A 21,024-nucleotide genomic window follows, 5' to 3' on the forward strand; every position below is an offset into this window, starting at 1 on the left:
CGACCTCAGTCTCGCAGGCTGTCACAAAAAGCCTGAGCTTCCGCAACATCCAGGGTGCCTTCGTAGATGGCCCGGCCAGTGATGGCACCGATCACGCCTTTGTCTGCTACGGTTGCCAGACGCTTGAGATCATCCATGTTGGTGACGCCGCCAGACGCAATCACCGGAATGCCGCCCTCTTCCGCCAACTTTGCCGTGGCTTCCACGTTGACGCCCTGCATCATGCCGTCCCGAGCGATGTCGGTGTAAACGATGGCTTCAACACCGTCGTTGGCGAAGCGCTTGGCCAGATCAACCGCCATCACTTCAGACACTTCCGCCCAACCGTCGGTGGCAACGCGGCCGTCTTTGGCGTCCAGGCCAACGATGATATGGCCAGGAAACCGCTGACACATCTCGGTGACAAATTCCGGCTCTTTGACCGCCTTGGTACCGATAATCACCCACTGCACGCCAGCCCTGAGATAGGCTTCAATGGTGTCTGCGGAGCGTATGCCCCCGCCGATCTGAATCGGCAGATTCGGGTATTTTACCGCGATGGATTTGACGATTTCACCGTTGACCGGCTCGCCCGCAAAAGCACCGTTCAGGTCAACCAGGTGCAGGCGGCGGGCGCCGGCGTTGACCCATTTGGTGGCCATATCCAGCGGATCGTCGCCGAATACTGTGGAATCTTCCATGCGGCCCTGGCGCAGGCGTACACATTTTCCGTCTTTCAGATCAATGGCGGGAATAATCAGCATGTTCCGGTCCAGTTGGTAAAGTTTTCCAGCAACTGCAGCCCTGCCCGAGCGCTTTTCTCCGGGTGAAACTGCACGGCAAAAATATTATCGCGAGCGACGGCGGCGGCCAGATCGACCCCGTAACGAGTGCGGCCGGCCATGTCAGCATTGCCTTCGGCTTCGGCGTAAAAGCTGTGCACGAAGTAGAAGCGGTCGCCGTCCGGGATGTTTTGCCACAAGGGGTGGTCAACCGTCTGCCAGACCTGATTCCAGCCCATGTGGGGCACCTTCAGGCGCTCGCCGTTTTCGGTGAGTTTGTCGCCAAAGTAGCGGACTTCAGACGGGAACAGGCCAATACCCTCCACGCCACTGTTTTCTTCACTGCGGGCCATCAGAGCCTGCATGCCGACACAGATGCCAAGGAAGGGACGGTCCTGAGAGACCTCTTTGACAAGATCAACCACGCCCAGGCGATGCATTTCGGCCATGCAGTCGCGGATAGCACCCACGCCCGGCAGGATGACCCGGTCGGCTTCGCGAATCTGGTCGGCGTTGTCGGTGACCAGCACGGTGCAATCCGGGGCTACGTGCTCCACCGCCTTACGGGCGGAATGCAGGTTGCCCATGCCGTAGTCGATGATGGCAACGGTCTTCATGATGTTTTCAGATTCCTGTCGGTAACCGGTTACAGAGCGCCCTTGGTGGACGGGGTGATACCCGCCATACGCTCATCCATTGCAATCGCCATACGCAGGGCGCGACCGAAGGCTTTGAACACGGTTTCAATCTGGTGGTGGGTGTTCTTGCCCTTCAGGTTGTCGATGTGCAGGGTCACCATGGAGTGGTTGACGAAGCCATGGAAGAATTCTTCAAACAGATCCACGTCAAACCCGCCCACAGAGCCACGGGTGTAGGGGACATTCATGCACAGGCCAGGACGGCCGGAGAGGTCAATCACCACGCGGGACAGCGCCTCATCCAGCGGTACATAGGCGTGGCCATAGCGGACAATGCCTTTCTTGTCGCCCACCGCCTGTTTGAACGCCTGGCCCAGAGTGATGCCGATATCTTCCACGGTGTGGTGGTCGTCAATGTGCAGGTCACCCTTGCTTTGGATATCCAGATCCACCAGACCATGGCGGGCGATCTGATCCATCATGTGATCAAGAAAGGGCACACCGGTGTCAAAGTTGGATTCACCAGTGCCGTCGAGATTAATCTCGACGGCAATCTGGGTTTCAAGGGTATTTCGTTCTACCCGTGCCTTACGTTCGGCCATGGAGACTCCGTTAAAAAACTGGCTTGCTACCGAGAACTAGTTGTCACGCGATTATACCCGTTAAGACAACCGGAGTCCCGCAACGGGATCAATCACCCTGATAGCTCAGAACGCTTTCTTGAGGTTGTTCATGTAGGTGTCAACCAGGCTGTTGAATTCATGCTTGATGACAGGGCTGATGGCCAGTTTGAGCAGGCTCGGCAGCGGCACGGTCAGCTGGGCACTGGTCTGGAAGCGCACTTTGGTTGAGTTGTCGCCATTGGCATTGAGCGTCCAGGCACCGCTGACGACACCATTACCCTCGCCTTTTACCGGCTCCCAGGTAATCTTTCCGGCTTCTTTGTCTGCATGGTAGGTGCAGGCATAAACCGATTGGATGGCGTGCTTATCGACACCCACCTTTTCCATTTCCCAGCGGTAGGCATTGCCACCCAGGTCGATCAGCTTGTCTACTTTCGGAAAGTGACTGGCGGAACGGGGTACGTCTGCCAACAGATCGAACACTTCGTTATAGCCTGCCGGAATCTCGATGTCCCGGTTCAGCTCAATCGATACGGTAATGGCCACAGCCAACTCCTTTTTATGCTTGTTTGTGCGCGCCAGAGTGGTTGCTCTGACTTCTGGACGGGATGTATTTTGAACCAAGACTACCGCATTGTCATATTCCTGCGCTGTTAATTTACTAACCCTGCGTTATCCTTTGGGTTATTCATCCGAAATATGCCGGGTAGCACACCCTGCCGGGAAGACAAGGAATTCGTAACATGAAAGTTATTCGCTACGCGCTATACGCCGTAATCGCACTGGTTTTACTGGCCGTTATTGCAGTTGCCATCGCTGTCGCCGTGATCAACCCAAACGACTACAAACCACATATTGAAGCTGCGGTGAAAAAGCACAGCAATCTGGAGTTGATCATCGATGGTGACATTGGCTGGTCCTTCATTCCGCTTGGCCTGGAACTCAATCAGGTCGAGGCCACACTTGAAGGTGAGCGCTTTGTGGCCCTGGAACAACTGATCGCGCAGATCGATTTCTGGTCGTTGATCGCCATGTCTCCGCAAGTAAACACTTTCTTGCTGAACGGCCTGGACGCCAGGCTGGAAGTGAACGAACAAGGCGAAGGCAACTGGGCCAGGATCATGCCGGAGCGGGATGCCGACAGTGTTGTGACTGACACAGAAGAACCGACCGCAGAGACGACAGAGGAAACCGGCGCTGGTGACACCCTGAACTTCAACGTCGAAAACGTCGAAATCAGCAATGCCCGGGTCCACTACAACGACCTGAGCACCGGCCAATCCGCTACTCTGGAAGATCTTTCAGTATCTGCCAGCAACATCACCCTGGGCTCTGAGTTTCCGCTGGATATCCGTTTCAAGGTAGAAACCGCTCAACCCCAGCTCACCGTAAACGGCAGCATCAACGCACGCATGAAGGCAAACGAGGCGCTCAATGAATTCGCCATGTCTGGCCTGAACGCGGTCTTTGATATGAGCGGCGAACCGTTCGGTGGCAAATCGGTAACAGCGGAAATGGGCGGCTCGCTGGTGGCCAACCTGGAGAGCGAAACCGCGTCGCTGACCAACTTCAGCGCCAGCCTGGCTAATCTCGAACTGAGCACCAACCTGAACGTCAAAGGCTTCGGCGACACACCAGCCGTTGACGGGCGCATGGAAATCTCCTCATTCTCCCTCAAGCAGCTGCTGAGCAACCTGGGCCAGCCGGAACTCGAAACTGAAGACCCAGAAGTGCTCAAGGCCATCGCCTTGTCCGTCAACCTGGGCGGACAGCCCGGCACCGTTGCCCTGAGCGATCTGAACATCACTCTGGACGACACCAGCTTCAACGGCAGTGGCAGCTATGACCTTGCCACCGGCGGCCTGGTGTTCAACCTGCAAGGCGACAAAATCAATGCCGATCGTTACCTGCCGCCAGCATCGGAAGGCGAGGAAGACGCAGCGCCTCAACAAACCGCTGAGGCCGGCCCGGAAGCAGATCTGTTGCCCCTGGAAACCCTGCGCACCCTGCTACTGGATATCGATCTCGGCCTGGGCGAGCTGATCGTCAGTAACCTGACCATCCGCGACATCAAGGCCAGCACCACGGCCAAAGATGGCCTGGTGCAGCTGGATGAGTTCAGTGGCAAGCTTTACGAGGGCAGCTTCGGCGCCAATGTCACGATCGATGCCCGCACCGACAACCCGAAATGGCGCCTGCGCTCTGACGTCACCGGTGTGCAAACCTTGCCGCTGCTCACCGACCTGGCGGAAGTCGATATGCTTTCTGGCGCCGCCAATATGAAGGTAGCCATCGACACCAACGGCAACCGCGTTTCGACTCTGCTCGAAAGCGCCAAAGGTGAGATCAGCTTCAACCTGGCCGAAGGCCTGCTGCGCAACATAAACCTGACCCGCATGGCCTGTCAGGGCATCGCACTGGCCAATCAGGACACCCTGAGCGCCACAGACTGGGGCACCCATACTCCATTCAACGACATGCGCGGCACCCTGAAAATTGACGGCAACATCCTGAACAACACAGACCTGGTCGCGGCCCTGGCCGGCATGCGCCTGGAAGGCAACGGCACCGTTGATCTGGCGCAGACCCAGCTCGATTATGAACTGGGCCTGCGAATTGTCGGCGAAATCCATCGTGATAACGCCTGCCGAGTGACCGAGTACGTCGAGAACGTCGTCATCCCTGTTGAATGTCGGGGTAACTTTGCCGATGACCCAGCAAGCTTGTGCTCCTTTGACGGCTCTCGCTTCCGCGACACATTGAAAGACATCGCCGCCAATGCCGCCCGGGCAAAAGTTCGGGAAGAAACTGACAAAGCCAAGGAGCGCGTTGAAGAAAAAGCCCGCGAAGAAATCGACAAGCGCCTGGGTGAAGAAGGCGATAGCGTTCGGGACGCTGTCCGGGGGCTGTTCAACCGATGAAAGACCGGTTCGCCGATCGGCTTTTAGCGTGGTACGACCAACATGGCAGGCACAACCTGCCGTGGCACCAGGACCGCAACGCCTACCGGGTCTGGGTCTCTGAAATCATGCTTCAGCAGACCCAGGTAGCCACCGTCATCCCCTACTTCGAAGCCTTTATGGCCCGATTTCCGGATGTTCATGCCTTGGCCAGGGCCCCGGTCGACGACGTACTTAGCCACTGGTCTGGACTGGGTTACTATGCTCGCGCCCGCAACCTGCACAAGGCTGCGGCACAGGTCGATGAGGAGTTTAATGGCGAGTTCCCCGCCTGCCAGCAGCAACTGGAATCGCTCATTGGCATTGGCCGCTCAACGGCTGCCGCCATCATCGCCCAGGCTTTTGGTGAACGCGCCACCATTCTGGATGGCAACGTAAAGCGGGTTCTGGCCCGCTACCACGCGGTGCCCGGTTGGCCCGGCCAGACGTCGGTCCTGAACCAGCTCTGGGCACACGCCGAAACACACACACCCAATAATCGAGCGCGGGACTATACCCAGGCTATCATGGACCTGGGCGCCATGGTGTGCACCCGCAGCAAACCAAAATGCGAAGCCTGCCCGTTAAGTGCCGGCTGCCAGGCCTACGCCAACTCGGAAACCCGCCTGTACCCGGGATCTAAGCCCAAAAAAGCAAAGCCCGAGAAAGCCACCTGGATACTGATCCTGGAAGATGCAGAAGGCCGGATATTACTTGAGCGCAGACCGCCCAGCGGCATCTGGGGTGGCCTTTGGAGCTTGCCGGAGCTCGACCCTGGTTATGGCTCCGAAGAGCTTCAGGAGGCCTGTGAGCGGGAACTGGGTATTACCTGCAGTGACCCGGACCTGATCAGCGGCTTTCGCCACACCTTCAGCCATTACCACCTGCACATTCAGCCGGCCCGCTTACCCGTCGTACACAACACGCAAGTGGCCGACACCGACCGGCTGCGCTGGCTGCACCGCGACCAGGCCCTCGCACTGGGCCTGCCCGCACCCATTCGCACCCTGCTGACCGAACCGGAACAGACCGCCCTGCTCTGAGCCCTGCAATTGCTCATGCTCAAGCCAGGCACCACGGCGATCTGTTACTATCCGGCACAATCACCATCAACACTGGAGCCGCCATGAGCCGCACCGTTTTTTGCCGTAAGTACCAAAAAGACCTGGAAGGCCTGGACTTTGCACCCATGCCTGGAGCAAAAGGGCAGGACATCTTCGAAAATATTTCCAGGCAAGCCTGGGAAGAATGGCAGCACCAGCAGACCATGCTGATCAACGAAAAGCACCTGAGCATGATGGACCCGAACCACCGGAAATACCTGCAGGCCCAGACGGATCGCTTCTTTAACAACGAGCCGTTCGACAAGGCTGAAGGCTACGTGCCACCGGAAAAATAGCCAAGCTGATCAAGGCCTGTACAGCCGCGAAAACTTTCAGAAAATTTTTGCCGGCCAGCCTTGACTCGCAAACCCTAAACCGGTTTAATAGCGCCCCGTTGCAGTACACACCGCAACACGCCCGGATAGCTCAGTTGGTAGAGCAGAGGATTGAAAATCCTCGTGTCGGTGGTTCGATTCCGCCTCCGGGCACCATTAAGATTTCCGATGAAGCCCGCCTCGTGCGGGCTTTGTTGTTTTTACCCCCCGGCTATTCCGCAACACCCCGCAAAAGCAAAAGCTCCTGTTCTATGTAATGACCAATCATGCTGGCAAGACCGTCCGCCATTTCATCAAAACTGACTAGCGGATCAGGGTCAGATAGATGACGGATAACGGCGAAAATGCCGCCATTAATCCCTATGTACGTTATGGCAGGAATACGGCTAACCCGAAGGGTTTCCGGGTGTCCCGTCAGGTAACGCATGATCACATTGTTGAGAACCTGGAACAGAGGGTCTAGGTGCAACTCGAAATCCACCGCCATGGCATGCCGGACACACTTAAGATATCGGCCATCATCACGCCCGAGAAAATTCCGGAATTCGTTCAGCAGCATTCGAATTGCCGAATCAATGGGCATCTGCACAAGGGTCGGCGTTAAAGGTTTGATCATCGCTGCGGTGTCGGCGATGAAACGCTGGCTCATAGCGCTGAAAATTGCCTCCTTATTCTCGAAATACTCATACAACGAGCCTACGCCGACGCCAGCGATTTCGGCGATATGCCGCGTGGTTGTAGCGGCAGGCCCCCGCTGACTCAGTGCAATAAATCCGGCTTCCACAATCGCATCTACGGTTGCGCGTGCGCGATCCTGCTTTGGTTTTCTAGGCATAATTTTCCGAATTGAATCCGAACAAGCGTTCGCTTTAATCTGCACTCAAGTTGACGTCGACACAAGCGCGACAACGCCTCCAGGCCTATCTGGCACTGGCTTTGTCCCTTTCGGCCCGAATCGGGGCGGCATCGTCACACACCACTTCCAAACTGCAGGAAACACCATGTTCGCGAATACTCTGAGTAAAAACGCCCGCGCCGTTATCACCGGGGCCGGCAGCGGTATCGGCAAGGCGATGGCACTGGAGCTGGGCCGTCGGCAGAGCCTTGTTGTCTGCTCCGACATAAACCTGGACGCCGCCGAGCAGACCGCCAGCGAAATCCGGCGTTCAGGAGGGCAGGCCTGGGCCGTTGCCTGCGACGTCAGCGATCTGGCGCAGGTGCAGGCTCTGGCTGATAAAGCCGATGAGCTGCTACCAGAGCCGGTCAACCTGGTGATCAACAACGCCGGCGTGGGTGTCGGAGGCAAGGCCATTGGTGAAACCTCCATGCAAGACTGGGAATGGACGGTCAACATCAACTTCTGGGGCGTTGTTTACGGCTGCCACGTGTTTGCTCCCAGGCTGCGCCAGCAAAAACAGGCCGGCATCATCAACGTGGCCTCAACCGCCAGTTTTTCGGCCGCCCCTCTCATGGGACCTTATAACGCGACCAAAGCCGCCGCGCTGGCAATCTCAGAAACACTGGCGGCTGAACTTTCAGGCACCGGCGTCACCGTCACCGCCCTGTGCCCCACCCTGGTCAAAACGAACATCTCCGCCAACGGCCGAATACAAGGCGAATCCAACGAGCTGTTTAACCGGCTGATGGACCGTTTCGGCATGTCGGCGGAACGAGTGGCCCGCATGGCGCTCGACGGCCTTGACCGGGGGCAGCTGTACGTAATGCCGCAGGTCGATGCCCGCATGATCTGGCGGCTCAAGCGCCTGTTACCAAACACCTATGCTGCCGTGACCGGACTGATAAATCGCCGGATCACCTCGAATCTCACCTGATTCCGCCCCCCAAAAGAAGTAGGAAACTGACATGGCTATGATTGATCTCGACAAAATGCTGGAAAAAATCAAAGACACTCAGTGGAGCCTCTCAGACGTGGATTGGGATGCTCCGGGCGCTGAGTTGATCACACCCGAGCAATGGCCAAAGCTGAAAGCGTTCATGGCAGACCTGATGTGGATTGAGCACGTTGGCGCCAGGGCTTTCGCTGCCATGGCAAAGAAAGCGCCTGATGACACCTTGCGACAGATCTACACCTACTTTCACGCCGAAGAGCAGCGCCATGCCAACGCTGAAATGGCGTTGATGAAGCGCTGGGGCATGCTCGAAGATGGCGAATTGCCGGAGCCAAACAACAATCTCAGGCTGGTCATCGAGTGGCTGGACCGATTTGCCGATGACCAGCCAATCTATGTGCTGGGCACCGTTGTCCCAATGTTGGAGATTGCCCTGGACGGCGCTCTGTGCAAGTTCCTCCTGGACACGGTAGACGACCCGGTATGCCACCAGGCCTTCGAACTGATTAATGGCGACGAAGCAAGGCATCTTGGTGTGGGCTTCAGCGTTATGGAGATGCAGGGCCACGGAAGAACCTACATCGATCTGGTCCGGATGACCGCGCAGCTGATGGATCCAAGGTTGATTCTGGGCATTGCTTCCTACTTTCCGCTACTCAACAAAATGCGAGACAACATCGTTGAGATGGGGCTGCCTGAGGAGAAGCTTTACGAAGCCATGCGCAAATTTGAAAAAATAGGGGGCCGCACAGAAGATGGCCGCAGAAACCCCTGGTTTCAGATCATCAAACATCATGGCCGCTTTGTGGTTGATCGCAAAAAGCGCTTCTACCACGCCCCCATTGATGCGCTGGTCAAAGTTGCCGACCTCATCCCGAGAAAGGCCTTCCCTGCAGTGCCAAGCTGGGTCAAGGAAATCACCTATCAGCCGACCGCTTGACCATCCAACCTTGAAACGCTGTTACTCAGCCGGTGCCCGTGCCGGCTGCTAGTGCCTGTAAACAACTTGTTGCCGAGAGTATCTGATGAAGAAAAGCCAGCCGTCACCTGAACAACACCCGACCGCCGACGTCCTGATTATCGGCGCCGGCTTTGCCGGGCTTGGTACTGCCATCCGTTTACAGCAGCAGGGTATTCGCAATATCGTCATTCTGGAGCGGTCCGATGACGTGGGCGGTACCTGGCGAGACAACCAGTATCCGGGCGCCGCCTGCGACATCCCCTCCAACCTCTATTCTTTCTCGTTCGCCCAGAATCCGAACTGGTCCCGAAGTTTTTCAGGAAGCCGGGAAATTCTGGACTACATCCATCACCTGTTGAATCACTTCAACCTTCGGCAATACATCCGGTTCAACCAGAATGTCAGCAACCTGGCCTGGGACCAAGACAAGGGCCTCTGGCAAGCAACGACCACGGATGGAGGTGTATTTTCAGGCCGTACCGCCGTGATGGCCCAGGGGCCGCTTTCCAACCCCGGCTGGCCCGGCATCGCCGGCATTGAGGACTTTGAAGGTAAGAAGATACACAGCGCCGCCTGGGATCACGATTACGACCTCAAGGGCAAACGCATCGCGGTGATCGGCACGGGGGCAAGCGCCATACAGATCGTGCCGGAGTTGGCCAAATGCGCCGGCAAGCTGACGGTTTTCCAGCGCACTCCGCCGTGGATCATGCCACGGCCGGACTTCACCACACCGGAGTGGAACAAGACACTGTTCCGCAAAGCGCCCATGAGTCAGAGCGCGGTCCGCAAGGCACTCTATCTGGCCCATGAGTCGATGGCCTTGGCGGTTATCTGGAACTCGCCGCTGACCCGTTTTGCCGAGCGGCTCGGGCAGTGGCACCTGCGCAAACAGGTACCGGATCGCTGGCTGCGCCGGCAACTGACCCCCGACTACCGCCTGGGCTGCAAACGCATTCTCGTTTCTAACGACTACTACCCGGCCCTGCAGAAACCGAATACCAAGCTAATCACCTGGCCGATAGACCGGATCAGCGAAAACGGCATTCGCACAGTAGAGGGCATCGAACACCAGTTCGACTGTATTGTGTTTGCCACCGGTTTTGAGGTGAGCAACGCCGGTACGCCGTTCCCGATTACCGGCATCGGCGGGCGCTCACTGAACGAAGAATGGAAGCGAGGCGCCCAGGCATATAAGAGCATCAACGTGTCGGGCTACCCCAATCTGTTTTTCACCTTCGGGCCAAATTCCGGACCGGGCCATAACTCTGCACTGGTCTATATGGAATCCCAGATGGATTACATCGTCCGGAGCATTCGCACCATCAAGAGCCTCAAGCTCAAAGCCCTGGATGTTCGGCAATCCGCGCAGGACGACCACAACCGGAGCATCCAGAAACGGCTGGCCAAAACCAACTGGAATTCCGGATGCCAGAGTTGGTACCTCACCGAGGATGGATTCAACGCGACGATGTACCCCGGCTTCGCAACACAATACGCGAAGCAGATGGCCGATCTGGAGCTGAAGGATTACCGCCTGCTGGCAGAAGAGGCCGCGAGCAAGACCGTTTAAGGCCGCCCGACAGCCTCCCGGGCCCGGGCACCCGGATACAGCCAGGCAATCAGCAAACTGACCAGGCTGGATGCCAGCAAGGCGCCAAGGAACGGTGCCAGCGTCGGGATGCTGTCCGGAAAGCTCGCCTCCAGCGCACCTGCGGTGAAGCTCCCGTGGCTCACCCAGCCGGGAAGCACGGCACCGAGCAACCCGGCCAGGCCACCAGCTACCGCTGCCAGCGGCGACATACGGCGCCACAATCCCAGCAGGACCGGCACCACAATCGCCGCACACAGCAAGTCTGCAATCAGGAACAGCCGAAGCACAGAGAAGCCCTGAAGCGCTACCCAGATCACCGGCGCCATCAGTATCACTGTCGCCCAGCGGGCAGAACGCACTGACAGGCCGCGCCTTCCGGAACTGGCCACCGCCATGGAAGCAATGGCGTTCTGCAAGGTATCGACACTGGAGGCCACCAGCGTCACCGCCAGAACCAGCGCCGGCAAAGCAAGCCAGGCGGGCGCGGCGGAGAGCAACGCGAAGAATGGAATGGGAGGCTCGCCGAGCGGCAGAGCATGCATGGCCGCCAGCATCCCCAGGCCACCAATGGCCATAACCACAAGAAACGTGCTGACGCCGCCCAACAACGCGCCGCGCCCAAGGGCACGGTCCGTTTCAGCAGCCCACACTCGCTGCCAATACCCCTGATGAAACAGGTTGGCGGCGGTTACCGCAATTACCAGAGTGAGCGCCACTGACAGCGCGCTGCCAACAGGCACGGAAGGCATGACTGCCTCCGTTGGCATGGAAGGCAACCAGTACCAGGCCACGCCACCCACAAGCAGCAACAGGGCCAACAACAACCAGGCCTGCCAACGGTCAGTGGCCAGACTCGCCCTCAAACCACCGACAGAGGTATAGATGAGTGTGACCAGCGCCACACCGAGAATCACCAACGCGGGCGGCACATCGGAAAGCAGCGCGGCAATGGCGCCGATAGCGGTGAGTTCCGCCGCCAGGAAACAGGCCATGTAGGCGACCGAAACCATCGACACCCAGCGCCTGACACCGGCGCCGTAACAAGCCTCGGCAAACTCGCCGATACTCCGGCCTGCCGGTAGCCGCTTACGGATGGCCGGGCCATAGAACCCCAGCACCAGAAACGGCAACGCGGAGCCGACCGCATAACCCGCCAGCGCCACAGGGCCAACAAACGCACCGATTTCCGGTGGCGCAAAGAGAATCCACGCGCCCATACCGGAAGCGAGAAACGACAGGCCGATAGCTTGCGCACTCTGGGAGTTTCGGGCGGTAACGTAGTCATCCAGAAGACCGTCTGCACGTCGTGCGCGTAGACCAAGAACAGCAAAACCAAGGAGCGCCGCGCTGAGCACGGCAACCGTTAGATAGAACAAGTCGCACTTCCTCCGCCGGTATTAACCGGATCAGGTTCCAGGGTCGGCGTTTTGCCCTCTCAGCCCCCGCATCGGCGGTGGGACTCCCCTGGCGACGAGTAAATGAAATGTTGAGCCTAATGTTGAATGACAAACAATTGGCGAGCGCGAGTTTAAAACCGATATTACTCGCTTACAACGGTCACAGGCCCAGTCGCGTGCCGGATGACTTTTTCACTGATGCTGCCCAGAGTCAGGCTACGCACCAGTGAGTGGCCGCGCCGCCCAAGAAACATATGAGCGCCGGGATGTTTCTCCAGGTAATCGATGATTTCTTTGGCAGGATCGCCTTTCAGAAGCACTTCTTCGGCCGGCTCCACGATTTCCCGCACGGCCGCTTGTGCGGCATCAAAAACTTTGCGCCCGTATTCTTCTACTTCTTGTTCGAGATCACTCGGCCAAACGCCGCTGATCACCAGTCGCTCGACTCTTGAACCCGGAAACACGGCCAGCAGTTTGAGTGGTTGGGCAGTAACCTTGGCCAGCTCAGCGCCCATTTTCGCCGCGTGCAACGAATGATCCGAACCATCGCAAGCGATCACAATGCTTGGGGTGCCTTTGCTCATGATGCGTTCTCCGTTTGAATTGGATGAGTTATCACTGGGACATCATTCGTTCCTCGAATACCCGTAAAGAGTGTAGTTACTAGTTCGGGTTTACGTCCATTTTCAGAGTGGGGGTTCAAGGCTAGTTACCGGCCCGGATTCAGCGTGAGCGAAGATCCTTGCGGATGCTTTGCCACATTTTGCGATAGACGTCAGCCGCCGGGCTGCCGGGTGCCAGCAGCTCAAGCGGCAAGCCCTCTTCGCCCATGCGCTCAACCACGCTGGCATAGGGAACCGCCACACTCAGAGGATTGCCTAGCAACTCCGGGCCCCTTTCCACCAATTCCTTGTGCAGGTTTTTCCGGCGGTCGACCATAGAGAAAAAGGGCCGAAGCTTTTTGGTGCCCAGTTTCTTGGTCTTCACAAACTCCAGCAGCTGATTCCAGCTGTTCAGCGACAACCAGGTCGGCACCACCGGCACATACACCTGGTCGGCAATATCCAGAACCTGTTCCGTTAAACGGGAGAGGGTTGGCGGGCAGTCCAGAATAACCAGGCTGGTGTCCTCGGACAGCGGCGCCAGCATTTCCTTGAGCACATTGGCACCCTGCTCCTGTTCCAGCTTGATATCAAAATTGCGGAAGCTGCTGTGCGCCGGAATAAAATCCAGGCCGGGGTAGACGTCTTCGTGAATGAATTCGGAGATGGGGGATTTGCCTTCCAACAGCTTGGAAAGCTTGCGGCCTTTGACCAGCTCGGCACCGGCCAGGTAAAAACTGGCGGCGCCCTGTGGGTCCAGATCCCATAACAACGTCGCGCGATTGTCCTGGCTGGCCAGGTAAGCGACATTGACCGCAGCGGCGGTTTTACCCACACCACCTTTGGGACTGTAAAACGCAATTATCCTCATAGCCCAGGCTCCTGCCGTGTCTCATGTAACAAAACACTATAGGCTATCAGGCTATTAACGCACTACTGTGAAGCTTTTGTGACAATGCAGAGGGAAGATTTTCGTAAAACCACCGTTATGCGGCCTTGCGAAAATCCTCCATCCGCACCGTCTTGTCACGCTTGCGCTTGTATTTGCTTTTATCCTCAACCACTCGCATGTGGTATTTTGGCGTTCTCAGTTCCCGTTGCACAGCGCTGTGCTGTGTGGCTTTCGCCTGCTTTCTGGCCATCTCGATTTCTCCTCTGTCGGCCCTTACTTAACACCCACCATTATAACACACCCCTAAATTTCAAGAGCGTAAGCAATAGCAACCGAAGCTGGCGACCCTGAGCCAGGGCCGCCAATGTAAATTACTCCTGTAGAGTAATCGCCTCTACCACAGCGTCTGCGATGTCCCCTTCGTCAAACAACATCGGTCGCCACTGAAGATTACTGTATAGCTCTGTCTGATCTTTGAAATTCTCACTCTGCGGGTCGTGACCCTGGCTGTAACTCAGGAACATTTCAGCCTTCGGACCGTTATCGGTGTACTCCAGTGCCATTACGAAGCTAGAGCCATAGTTGATCCGGTAAGCCAACTCGTCACTGCCATCGCCATTCTCATCCAGTGCAAACAGAGAGCTACCGTCGACCGGGCTGCCGGTCAGGGCATTGGCAAGATCTGAGGTGCTTCTGGAACTGGCTTTGGTTTCGGCCATGTTGAACATGCCCTCAAAGGAGTAGCCACCGGAGATGGCAATCGGCTGTTCGCCTTCGGCTTTGAGAACATACTGAACACTGCCCAGCGGAGCACCCAATTCAATTCCGGCTTTGTTAAGCCTGTCAGCGGCTGCAGCCAAAGCCCGAAGCACCGGATCAGTGTTGGCATTGGCTGTGTCTATGGGGGACAGACCGGAGGGCGTGGTTACAGGTGCCGCGGGATCAAACGCTGTAGAGAACAAATCGTCGGAAAGCTCCCGGTGGCCAGAAACCCGGAACGCCGCCAGAAACTCGCGCATCAGGTGAGCGCCTTTACTGTCGGTATTGTAGCGACCATCCCAGTTGCTCAGTGTTTGACACGCCTCACCCAGATTAAAAATTTCGCCTTCGTAATCCACGGCCGGATAGTCCGTGCAACGACTGGTTAACTGAGTCTTCCACTCTCCGCCAAACAGTGAGCCGTTGTGGGTCATCACGGTTTTGAGCTCTTCCAGAGAAAAGCGCCCATCAGCGCCAGCCAACCCGGAATTGCTGTTGTCCGAGATCAACTGGGCGTTGTAACGGGTACGAGTGCTGCGAATCGTTCCCTCAGGGCCGTACATAATACTGGAACCCTCCAATGGCTCCTCCAGGTTGGAAAGCCAGTGGCTGCTGTTGGCGTTAAATACATAATCACGGCGTGTCTGTTTTGGCGCTTTAGCGAATGGCACAACGCCTGGTGTTTTGGTTTCGCCTGTGTCTATCCACTCGTACCTGGCATCATCGCCCGGTAACAAGACGCTTCCGGCGCCGTCCTGCCAGATCGGTGCCAGCAAGGGCGACTGCGAAGCCTGACGCCAGTACCCCTCTGCCATCAGCCCCAGGTTCGGCACCTGAGTGCCATCGATGTAATTGGCCGTGCCCTCTTTGTCGATCATCAAGGTATTGACCCAAGGAATCCCCTGATTCTCCTCAAAGGCGCTGAAGAAGGCTTCGCGGCTGTCTGCTTTGCCCATCGCAAGCCACTGATCCAGCATCCGGGTGTTGCCGGCATTGGCATCCCGGAAGGCGATTGCTGTGTCGGCAGTCCAGCCCAACGCGGGTGAGAGAGACGCGAGATTAACAACCGGCCCATGGTGACTGAAGTAGACCGGCTGGCTGTAATCGGCAAGACTTCCGTCAGCCTGTTTAACCTGTATCTGCACCGTTTTACTGGACATGTTGCGGAACTCGGTCTGACCACCCACATCGTACTGGTAACGGGTTGGGTCGGAAGGGTCCAGCGTCAGCTGGTAAAAAGTAAAACGTTTTGATTGCGAAACCGTATGGATCCATCCAAGGTCATCGTTAAATCCGATCACAACCGCCGGCAAACCGATCATGGTCACGCCATTGACGTTGAGCTCTCCCGGAATGGTCAGATGGTTCTGATAAAACCGGAGCTCGCCGTCCCAGGGGAAATGTGGATTGCCTAACAGCAGACTTTTGGTGCCGTCCTCAACTTTGTCTTCGCCCAGCGCCCAGCCGTTGCTGCCGATGCCTTCGGAGGTGAACACTTTGGCGGCATCCAGCTGTACGTCAAGTGATGCCATGCTCGCTCCTGGCGGCTGGGCGGCAGCAATGGCGCTGATAAAGTTGCGGGCGCTCGCCAACCCAGCAAGATCCAGCTGGTAGGCCAGCAGATCTTCGGCAGAGATCGGCTCTACCCATTCCGCGCCCCGGCAAGGCGACGGATAGTCTTGAGGGCCTTGCCGCTCAGCGAGTGACCGATTGAATCCGGCGGCATAGCCCTGCAGTAACTCAGTGGACGTCGGGGAAAGCTGATCAAACAGCTCAACCGCCTGGGCCGGATAGTCCAGAGCCTTGTAGCCAACGTCTGTGAGGATGTTCTTGCTCCCCTCACCGGGGCCAAAGTACCGGGACTTCTGAGACTTCAATTTCACCAACTGCTCAGAAAGTGTGCACAGATTATTTCTGGCGTGATCGTATCCGGCGCCGTAACCTAACGAGCCATAGTCATTGGCGGTGATGTGCGGCACCCCGAATTCGGTGTAACGTATATCGACCTGATAGGCCGGGTTTTGCTCCAGTTCGGTTGACGAACTTGACCCGCCAGACCCACCGTTACAGCCGACCAAAAGTAACGGACAAAGAAGCGAGATCACTGTAAGTGAACGCATGTGCATGAACGGTTCCTCTTTATTGTGGTTGTGTTTCTGGAGCCGTTATTAAAGCAATCCGAATGACTCGAATCGTCCTTGGCGATAGAACCGAACGTATTTCTATTAACACATCAAAAACAAAAAGTTAAAGGATCGATCGGATCGATCCGAACGTGGAGAAGCGATGAATTACTGGGTAGGCACTGTTGCGCTGATCTGTCTCTGCATCGGCGTTATTCTGCTTTTTGCCAGCCTGGGCTGGTTTGTTAACCGGCAAAATGACAGGCTTCCGATGGCATACTTGTTGGCACTGGTCTGCCTGGTCGTGCTTCAATCGCTGGAGTTTGTTTACCAGGCAAGTGACTGGATGGCACGCCTCCCGTTCTTTTTAAAGCTCGTCGATCCCCTGATCGTGATGATTCCGTTCACGATCTATGGCTACATTCGGGCGATCCAGGGTGAAAATGCTTTGAACCGCCCAGCAATGTGGTGGTTGCATGCCTCCCCCATGATACTGGTGGCCATACTCGCTATCCCGTTCTGGAGTATGCCCGGTGAGCTTAAAGTTTACTGGATGTTTCAGGGCAGGATCGCCGAATCACTGTGGCAACCGCTCACTCTGCATGGCAATTCCTATCTGGCTGTTATCGCTGCAGCCAGCCTGTTCTATTGGTGGTTACAGCGCCACCTAGGCGTGAATACCCGAAAACCAGCCGTCAGAGAATGGGTTAGCCGGCTTCAGCTCATCCAGTTAATTATTGCTGGCAGCATGACTGTCAGGATCTTCATTTATCATGCTTTTGGAGAGAGCTTTTCTGTCGCTTATGTGCTGGCACCCACCACTGCATATCTGACCTATCTTTTACTGACACATGCGCACCCGCCCACCCATGTTGCAAGAACAACAGGCGCCGCAACCGCGCCGAAAACAATGGAAGATGTAAAGAGCCAGTCCGCAGCCGACAGTATCGATCTTGCGTTGTTTGACCATCTCACGAAGACCATGGAGCAAGGGCTATTCAAAGACAACAACCTGACACTGAGAACCCTTGCTGACACCTGCGGCGCAACCACACATCAGGCATCGGCTGCAATCAATCAGTGTTTTGGCTCCAATTTTTACGACTGGGTAAACCACTACCGCATCAACGAGGCCTGCAATGCTCTTCGCAACACGAGCGAGGGGGTATCCCAGATATGCTATGCCGTCGGATTTAATTCGAAATCGACCTTTAACACGGCCTTTCGAAAACAAGTAGGGTGCACTCCGACGGAGTATCGGAAACAGAATGAAGCGGCATCGAATTCTGGGTCAATATTGCAACAACCCGGGCGTGAGTAACCACTTACCAACGCCAGGGTAACTGTCAAGATCCAGCACAAACTCCTCCGGTAGCCCACTGCTGATCAATGTGCGGAGCCACAACCGGAAGCGCTAACCCGGCGATCTGGCTGCCTCGGCGGCTTTCTCCCGGGCAACCGCCTTGGGCGCGCCCAGCGACAGCAAAACAGCACCGGCCGAACAGACCGTCATGCTGATCACAATGGGCAACAAAGCCTCTCCCGCATACGCGGATGACAAGGCACTGACCGCACCCGCCAGGGTAAATTGCGACGCCCCCAGCATGGCGGCGGCCGTGCCACCCAGGTGCGGGAAGAACTCCAGTGCGTTAGCCATGTTGTTGGGCACAATGCCGCCCTGAAAACCGATTGCCGCAATGATGCAGGCTGCCACCAGCCAGAACGGCCCGCCCATCACCACAACAGAAACCAGCGCCACTAACGCCAGGAACTGAAGAATTATCTGTACCCTGAGCAAAACCACAGACGAGAAGTATTTCAGCAAAGGACGGTTGATCACATTCAGCACCGCCATCAAGGCGATATTTGCTGCAAACAACATTGAAAAAGCACTGTTGGAAAGACCAAACCACTCCTGATAGATAAACGACGAATGGGTGATAAACAGCAACATGGCGCTGAAGCAAAGCACCTGGATACCAATGAAACGCATGGTGGTTTTATGGCGAAGCACCAGCAGGTAATTGGTGACCAGAGTTTTGACCGGGGTGACAGCCCGGGGCCGGGGCTTGAGGCGAGGAAACAGCGCCAGCTGTAACACCAGGGTGACAAACACCGCATAACCCGCCAGCACCAGGAAGATCCAGTGCCAGTCGCCCAGCGCCAGCATCAACGCTCCTATGGAAGGCGCCGCCGCGGGAGCAATAAACATGATCAGCCCGATCAGCCCATACAAACGGGCCGCATCCTGCCCGCCTACCTGATCTCGTACAATCGCCGGTACCGACACCGCGCAGAAGGCACCACCGATACCCTGAACCACCCGCCACACGATCATCCAGCCTAGGGTTTCTGCCTGCGCAATCATCACACTGGCCAGGGCAAAAACCGCCAGCCCGCCGAACAGGATACCTTTCCGACCATAGCGATCAGACAACGGGCCACCGACCAGCTGGGCCAGGCCCAGCGTGGCCACATACGCGCTCAGGGTGAGGCCGACATCAGAATGGGAAATGCCGAAGCCGCGGGCAATTTCAGGAAACGCTGGCAAATAGGCATCCAGGGCCAGCGGCCCCAGCGCCACGGTCATGCCCAGCAACAAGGCAAGCTGAAAATGGGACAAAATCTACCTCCTCAGACAAGGTAGATAGCTAACAATAATCCTTACAAAAGGGCAATGGGCGCTTTCCGAAATACGACTAATTCAGCATACACTCCAGGCTGAAGGAGTGGCTGAGTTCACGCCGTTGTTGCCGCAGACTGTTACCGCGGTCGTTGCCGTAACCCGCCCTTAACCTGGTTTGCAGACGATCCAGTTGCTGGCGGTATTTTTCGCACTGTTTATCGCGGTCGCCCTGCTTACGCCGGGCTTTTGCGTAGCGCGCTTTGCTGCTCGGAGCGAGCAATTCATCCAGCTCTTTCCGTTGACGGCTGATGCGCTCTGCCTGGTGAATATTTTCATTCATCGGTACCGTCGCCGTAGAGCGCAACTGCACTTGCGAATGAGGTTGCAACGCTGGTGGCTTATCGGAAAAATGGATGGAGCCGTTGGCATCAATCCAGCGGTAGATTTCAGCCTGAGCGGAACTGCAGGAAAACACAAAAAGCAGAGATAAGGCCATGGTCCTTGGCATGAGTTCACATCCTGTGAAGTTGGATTTTATCTGAAGTGCCCGGAGTCGATTAATGACACCGGGTACGACTATACGACAATATCCCCAACCCTTTTGGGATCCGCTTAACGGTCCAGCAACTCGACCCAGTGTTGCACCGGCACCTCGGAACGGGTCTCCAGGTGCAGTTGGCACCCGATGTTTGCGGTCGCAATTTTCACCGGATCATCCACGGTCAGCGCCTTGAGCTTGTTAGCCAGCAAGGTCTGACTCATCTCCGGTTGCAGGATGGAGTAGGTGCCGGCAGAACCGCAACACAGGTGCTTGTCTTTGGTCGCCGCCAACTCGATTCCAACGCGAGTGAGCACCTGCTCCACCACACCACTTTGCTTCATGGCGTGCTGCAGTGTGCAAGGGCAATGAAAAGCCACTTTACCGGCCTGGGCGCTGGCCTTCAGCGGCTCCAGATCTTCCCGCAACAGGAAGGCACCGAGATCCGTGCACAGCTCACTGACCTTGCGCGCCTTGTTGGCATACATCGGATCGTCTTTCAGCAGGTGGCCGTAATCCTGCACCATCGCGCCGCACCCGGAGGCTGTCATCACAATTGCCTCGGCTCCGACTTCGATCGCGGGCCACCAGGCGTCGATGTTGCGGCGCATTTCCTCCAGGCCCCGTTCATGTTCCGACAAGTGGTAGTTCACCGCGCCACAGCATCCGGCCTTGGGCGCTTCCACCAAGGTGATACCCAGTTTGTCCAGCACCCGCGCCGTGGCGGCATTGGTATTGGGCGCCGCAGAGGGCTGCGCGCAACCGGCCAGGCCTAGCACAATCCGGTTATGGCTGGAGGCGGGCCAAGGGCTGGCCTCACGACGAGCCGGCACCTTGATGCGCAGCTGAGCCGGCAGCATCGGCCGCAACGCCTGCCCCACCCGGAGCAACAAGCCGAACAACCGGCGGTGTGGCAGGATGCGGGTCAACGCCCAGCGCATCGCTCGCTGTTTCGGCGATCTTGGCAGTTCTTGTTCGAGCAGCCCTCGGCTGATATCTACCAGCCGGCCATACTGCACGCCGGAGGGACAGGTTGTCTCGCAGCTGCGGCAGGTCAGGCAACGGTCCAGATGCTCCCGGGTTTTTTCGGTGGCCTCCCCGCCTTCCAGAAACATCTTCATCAGATAGATGCGGCCCCGGGGGCCGTCGCGCTCATCATTCAGCTCCTGATAGGTCGGGCAAGTGGCGTTACAAAAGCCACAGTGCACACACGCCCGGAGGATGTCTTCTGCCTCCTGACCGTCAGGTGTGTTGGCAAAGTGCTGAACCAGATTCGTCTGCAT

General features: G+C 56.9%; 20 protein-coding genes, 1 tRNA gene and 1 riboswitch. Of the genes, 8 read left to right on the forward strand and 13 right to left on the reverse strand.

Going from position 1 to position 21,024, the window contains the following annotated elements; genetic code table 11:
• Positions 1-5: 5 nt before the first annotated feature.
• The 4 genes from hisA to C7H08_RS07560 all read right to left on the reverse strand — a co-directional run bounded on the left by hisA (position 6) and on the right by C7H08_RS07560 (position 2,568).
• Positions 6-743, reverse strand: coding sequence for a 1-(5-phosphoribosyl)-5-[(5-phosphoribosylamino)methylideneamino]imidazole-4-carboxamide isomerase (hisA, locus tag C7H08_RS07545; protein WP_106671129.1), 738 nt, complete (start codon positions 741-743; stop codon positions 6-8).
• Complete coding sequence (gene hisH, locus C7H08_RS07550; protein WP_106671130.1) at positions 737-1,378, reverse strand: imidazole glycerol phosphate synthase subunit HisH; 642 nt, start codon at positions 1,376-1,378, stop codon at positions 737-739. Before hisH ends, hisA begins: the two co-directional genes overlap by 7 nt.
• A 29-nt stretch (positions 1,379-1,407) precedes the next feature.
• Positions 1,408-2,001 (reverse strand): imidazoleglycerol-phosphate dehydratase HisB, encoded by a 594-nt coding sequence (gene hisB, locus C7H08_RS07555; protein ID WP_106671131.1) that lies wholly within the window; start codon positions 1,999-2,001, stop codon positions 1,408-1,410.
• A gap of 105 nt (positions 2,002-2,106) precedes the next feature.
• Positions 2,107-2,568, reverse strand: coding sequence for an SRPBCC family protein (locus C7H08_RS07560; protein ID WP_106671132.1), 462 nt, complete (start codon positions 2,566-2,568; stop codon positions 2,107-2,109).
• Positions 2,569-2,765: 197 nt separating this feature from the next.
• Between C7H08_RS07560 and C7H08_RS07565 the strand changes: the two genes are divergently transcribed.
• The 4 genes from C7H08_RS07565 to C7H08_RS07580 all read left to right on the forward strand — a co-directional run bounded on the left by C7H08_RS07565 (position 2,766) and on the right by C7H08_RS07580 (position 6,555).
• The gene (locus tag C7H08_RS07565; RefSeq protein WP_106671133.1) at positions 2,766-4,943 is read left to right on the forward strand and encodes an AsmA family protein; all 2,178 of its coding nucleotides are present in this window, start codon (positions 2,766-2,768) and stop codon (positions 4,941-4,943) included.
• On the forward strand, positions 4,940-6,004 hold the full coding sequence (gene mutY, locus C7H08_RS07570; protein ID WP_106671134.1) for an A/G-specific adenine glycosylase: 1,065 nt from the start codon (positions 4,940-4,942) through the stop codon (positions 6,002-6,004). The genes C7H08_RS07565 and mutY overlap by 4 nt, the downstream gene beginning before the upstream one ends.
• Before the next feature lie 83 nt (positions 6,005-6,087).
• Positions 6,088-6,360 carry an oxidative damage protection protein gene (locus C7H08_RS07575; RefSeq protein ID WP_106671135.1) on the forward strand — a complete coding sequence of 91 codons (273 nt, stop codon included), beginning with the start codon at positions 6,088-6,090 and terminating at the stop codon, positions 6,358-6,360.
• Positions 6,361-6,479: 119 nt separating this feature from the next.
• A tRNA-Phe gene (locus tag C7H08_RS07580) sits at positions 6,480-6,555 on the forward strand.
• Between the two features lie 55 nt (positions 6,556-6,610).
• Here C7H08_RS07580 and C7H08_RS07585 read toward each other — a convergent pair.
• Positions 6,611-7,234 carry a TetR/AcrR family transcriptional regulator gene (locus C7H08_RS07585; protein WP_106671136.1) on the reverse strand — a complete coding sequence of 208 codons (624 nt, stop codon included), beginning with the start codon at positions 7,232-7,234 and terminating at the stop codon, positions 6,611-6,613.
• 166 nt (positions 7,235-7,400) lie between these two features.
• On the opposite strand from C7H08_RS07585, the gene C7H08_RS07590 reads away from it, so the two are divergent.
• The 3 genes from C7H08_RS07590 (at position 7,401) to C7H08_RS07600 (ending at position 10,783) form a co-directional block, all read left to right on the forward strand.
• Entirely contained in the window at positions 7,401-8,231 is an 831-nt protein-coding gene (locus C7H08_RS07590; protein ID WP_106671137.1) for an SDR family NAD(P)-dependent oxidoreductase, read from the forward strand.
• Positions 8,232-8,262: 31 nt separating this feature from the next.
• Positions 8,263-9,189 (forward strand): ferritin family protein, encoded by a 927-nt coding sequence (locus tag C7H08_RS07595; protein ID WP_106671138.1) that lies wholly within the window; start codon positions 8,263-8,265, stop codon positions 9,187-9,189.
• An 85-nt stretch (positions 9,190-9,274) separates the two neighbouring features.
• The gene (locus C7H08_RS07600) at positions 9,275-10,783 is read left to right on the forward strand and encodes a flavin-containing monooxygenase (protein ID WP_106671139.1); all 1,509 of its coding nucleotides are present in this window, start codon (positions 9,275-9,277) and stop codon (positions 10,781-10,783) included.
• Here the strand turns inward: C7H08_RS07600 and C7H08_RS07605 are convergent.
• The 5 genes from C7H08_RS07605 to C7H08_RS07620 form a co-directional block, all read right to left on the reverse strand.
• A complete protein-coding gene (locus C7H08_RS07605) occupies positions 10,780-12,180 on the reverse strand; it encodes an SLC5/6 family protein (protein WP_106671140.1) in 1,401 nt (466 codons plus the stop codon). The two genes, C7H08_RS07600 and C7H08_RS07605, sit on opposite strands and share 4 nt — an antisense overlap.
• A riboswitch (TPP riboswitch) is annotated at positions 12,170-12,280 on the reverse strand. Its footprint overlaps the gene before it by 11 nt.
• Positions 12,281-12,344: 64 nt before the next feature.
• Positions 12,345-12,785, reverse strand: a complete 441-nt coding sequence (locus C7H08_RS07610) for a universal stress protein (protein ID WP_106671141.1) — start codon at positions 12,783-12,785, stop codon at positions 12,345-12,347.
• Positions 12,786-12,924: 139 nt separating this feature from the next.
• Positions 12,925-13,674, reverse strand: coding sequence for a ParA family protein (locus C7H08_RS07615; protein ID WP_106671142.1), 750 nt, complete (start codon positions 13,672-13,674; stop codon positions 12,925-12,927).
• A 115-nt stretch (positions 13,675-13,789) separates the two neighbouring features.
• Positions 13,790-13,945, reverse strand: coding sequence for a hypothetical protein (locus C7H08_RS18175; RefSeq protein WP_165793947.1), 156 nt, complete (start codon positions 13,943-13,945; stop codon positions 13,790-13,792).
• Positions 13,946-14,066: 121 nt separating this feature from the next.
• Positions 14,067-16,574, reverse strand: coding sequence for a penicillin acylase family protein (locus C7H08_RS07620; RefSeq protein WP_106671544.1), 2,508 nt, complete (start codon positions 16,572-16,574; stop codon positions 14,067-14,069).
• 166 nt (positions 16,575-16,740) lie between these two features.
• Here C7H08_RS07620 and C7H08_RS07625 point away from each other — a divergent pair, with 166 nt between their 5' ends.
• On the forward strand, positions 16,741-17,898 hold the full coding sequence (locus tag C7H08_RS07625; RefSeq protein ID WP_106671143.1) for a helix-turn-helix domain-containing protein: 1,158 nt from the start codon (positions 16,741-16,743) through the stop codon (positions 17,896-17,898).
• Positions 17,899-17,991: 93 nt separating this feature from the next.
• Here C7H08_RS07625 and C7H08_RS07630 read toward each other — a convergent pair whose 3' ends face one another.
• From C7H08_RS07630 to glcF, 3 genes are all read right to left on the reverse strand, one after another.
• Positions 17,992-19,200, reverse strand: a complete 1,209-nt coding sequence (locus C7H08_RS07630; protein ID WP_106671144.1) for a multidrug effflux MFS transporter — start codon at positions 19,198-19,200, stop codon at positions 17,992-17,994.
• Between the two features lie 76 nt (positions 19,201-19,276).
• Complete coding sequence (locus C7H08_RS07635) at positions 19,277-19,711, reverse strand: DUF4124 domain-containing protein (protein WP_106671145.1); 435 nt, start codon at positions 19,709-19,711, stop codon at positions 19,277-19,279.
• Positions 19,712-19,815: 104 nt separating this feature from the next.
• Positions 19,816-21,024 carry a glycolate oxidase subunit GlcF gene (gene glcF / locus C7H08_RS07640; RefSeq protein WP_106671146.1) on the reverse strand — a complete coding sequence of 403 codons (1,209 nt, stop codon included), beginning with the start codon at positions 21,022-21,024 and terminating at the stop codon, positions 19,816-19,818.

It is taken from the genome of Marinobacter halophilus, assembly GCF_003007685.1.
GTDB lineage: Bacteria > Pseudomonadota > Gammaproteobacteria > Pseudomonadales > Oleiphilaceae > Marinobacter > Marinobacter halophilus.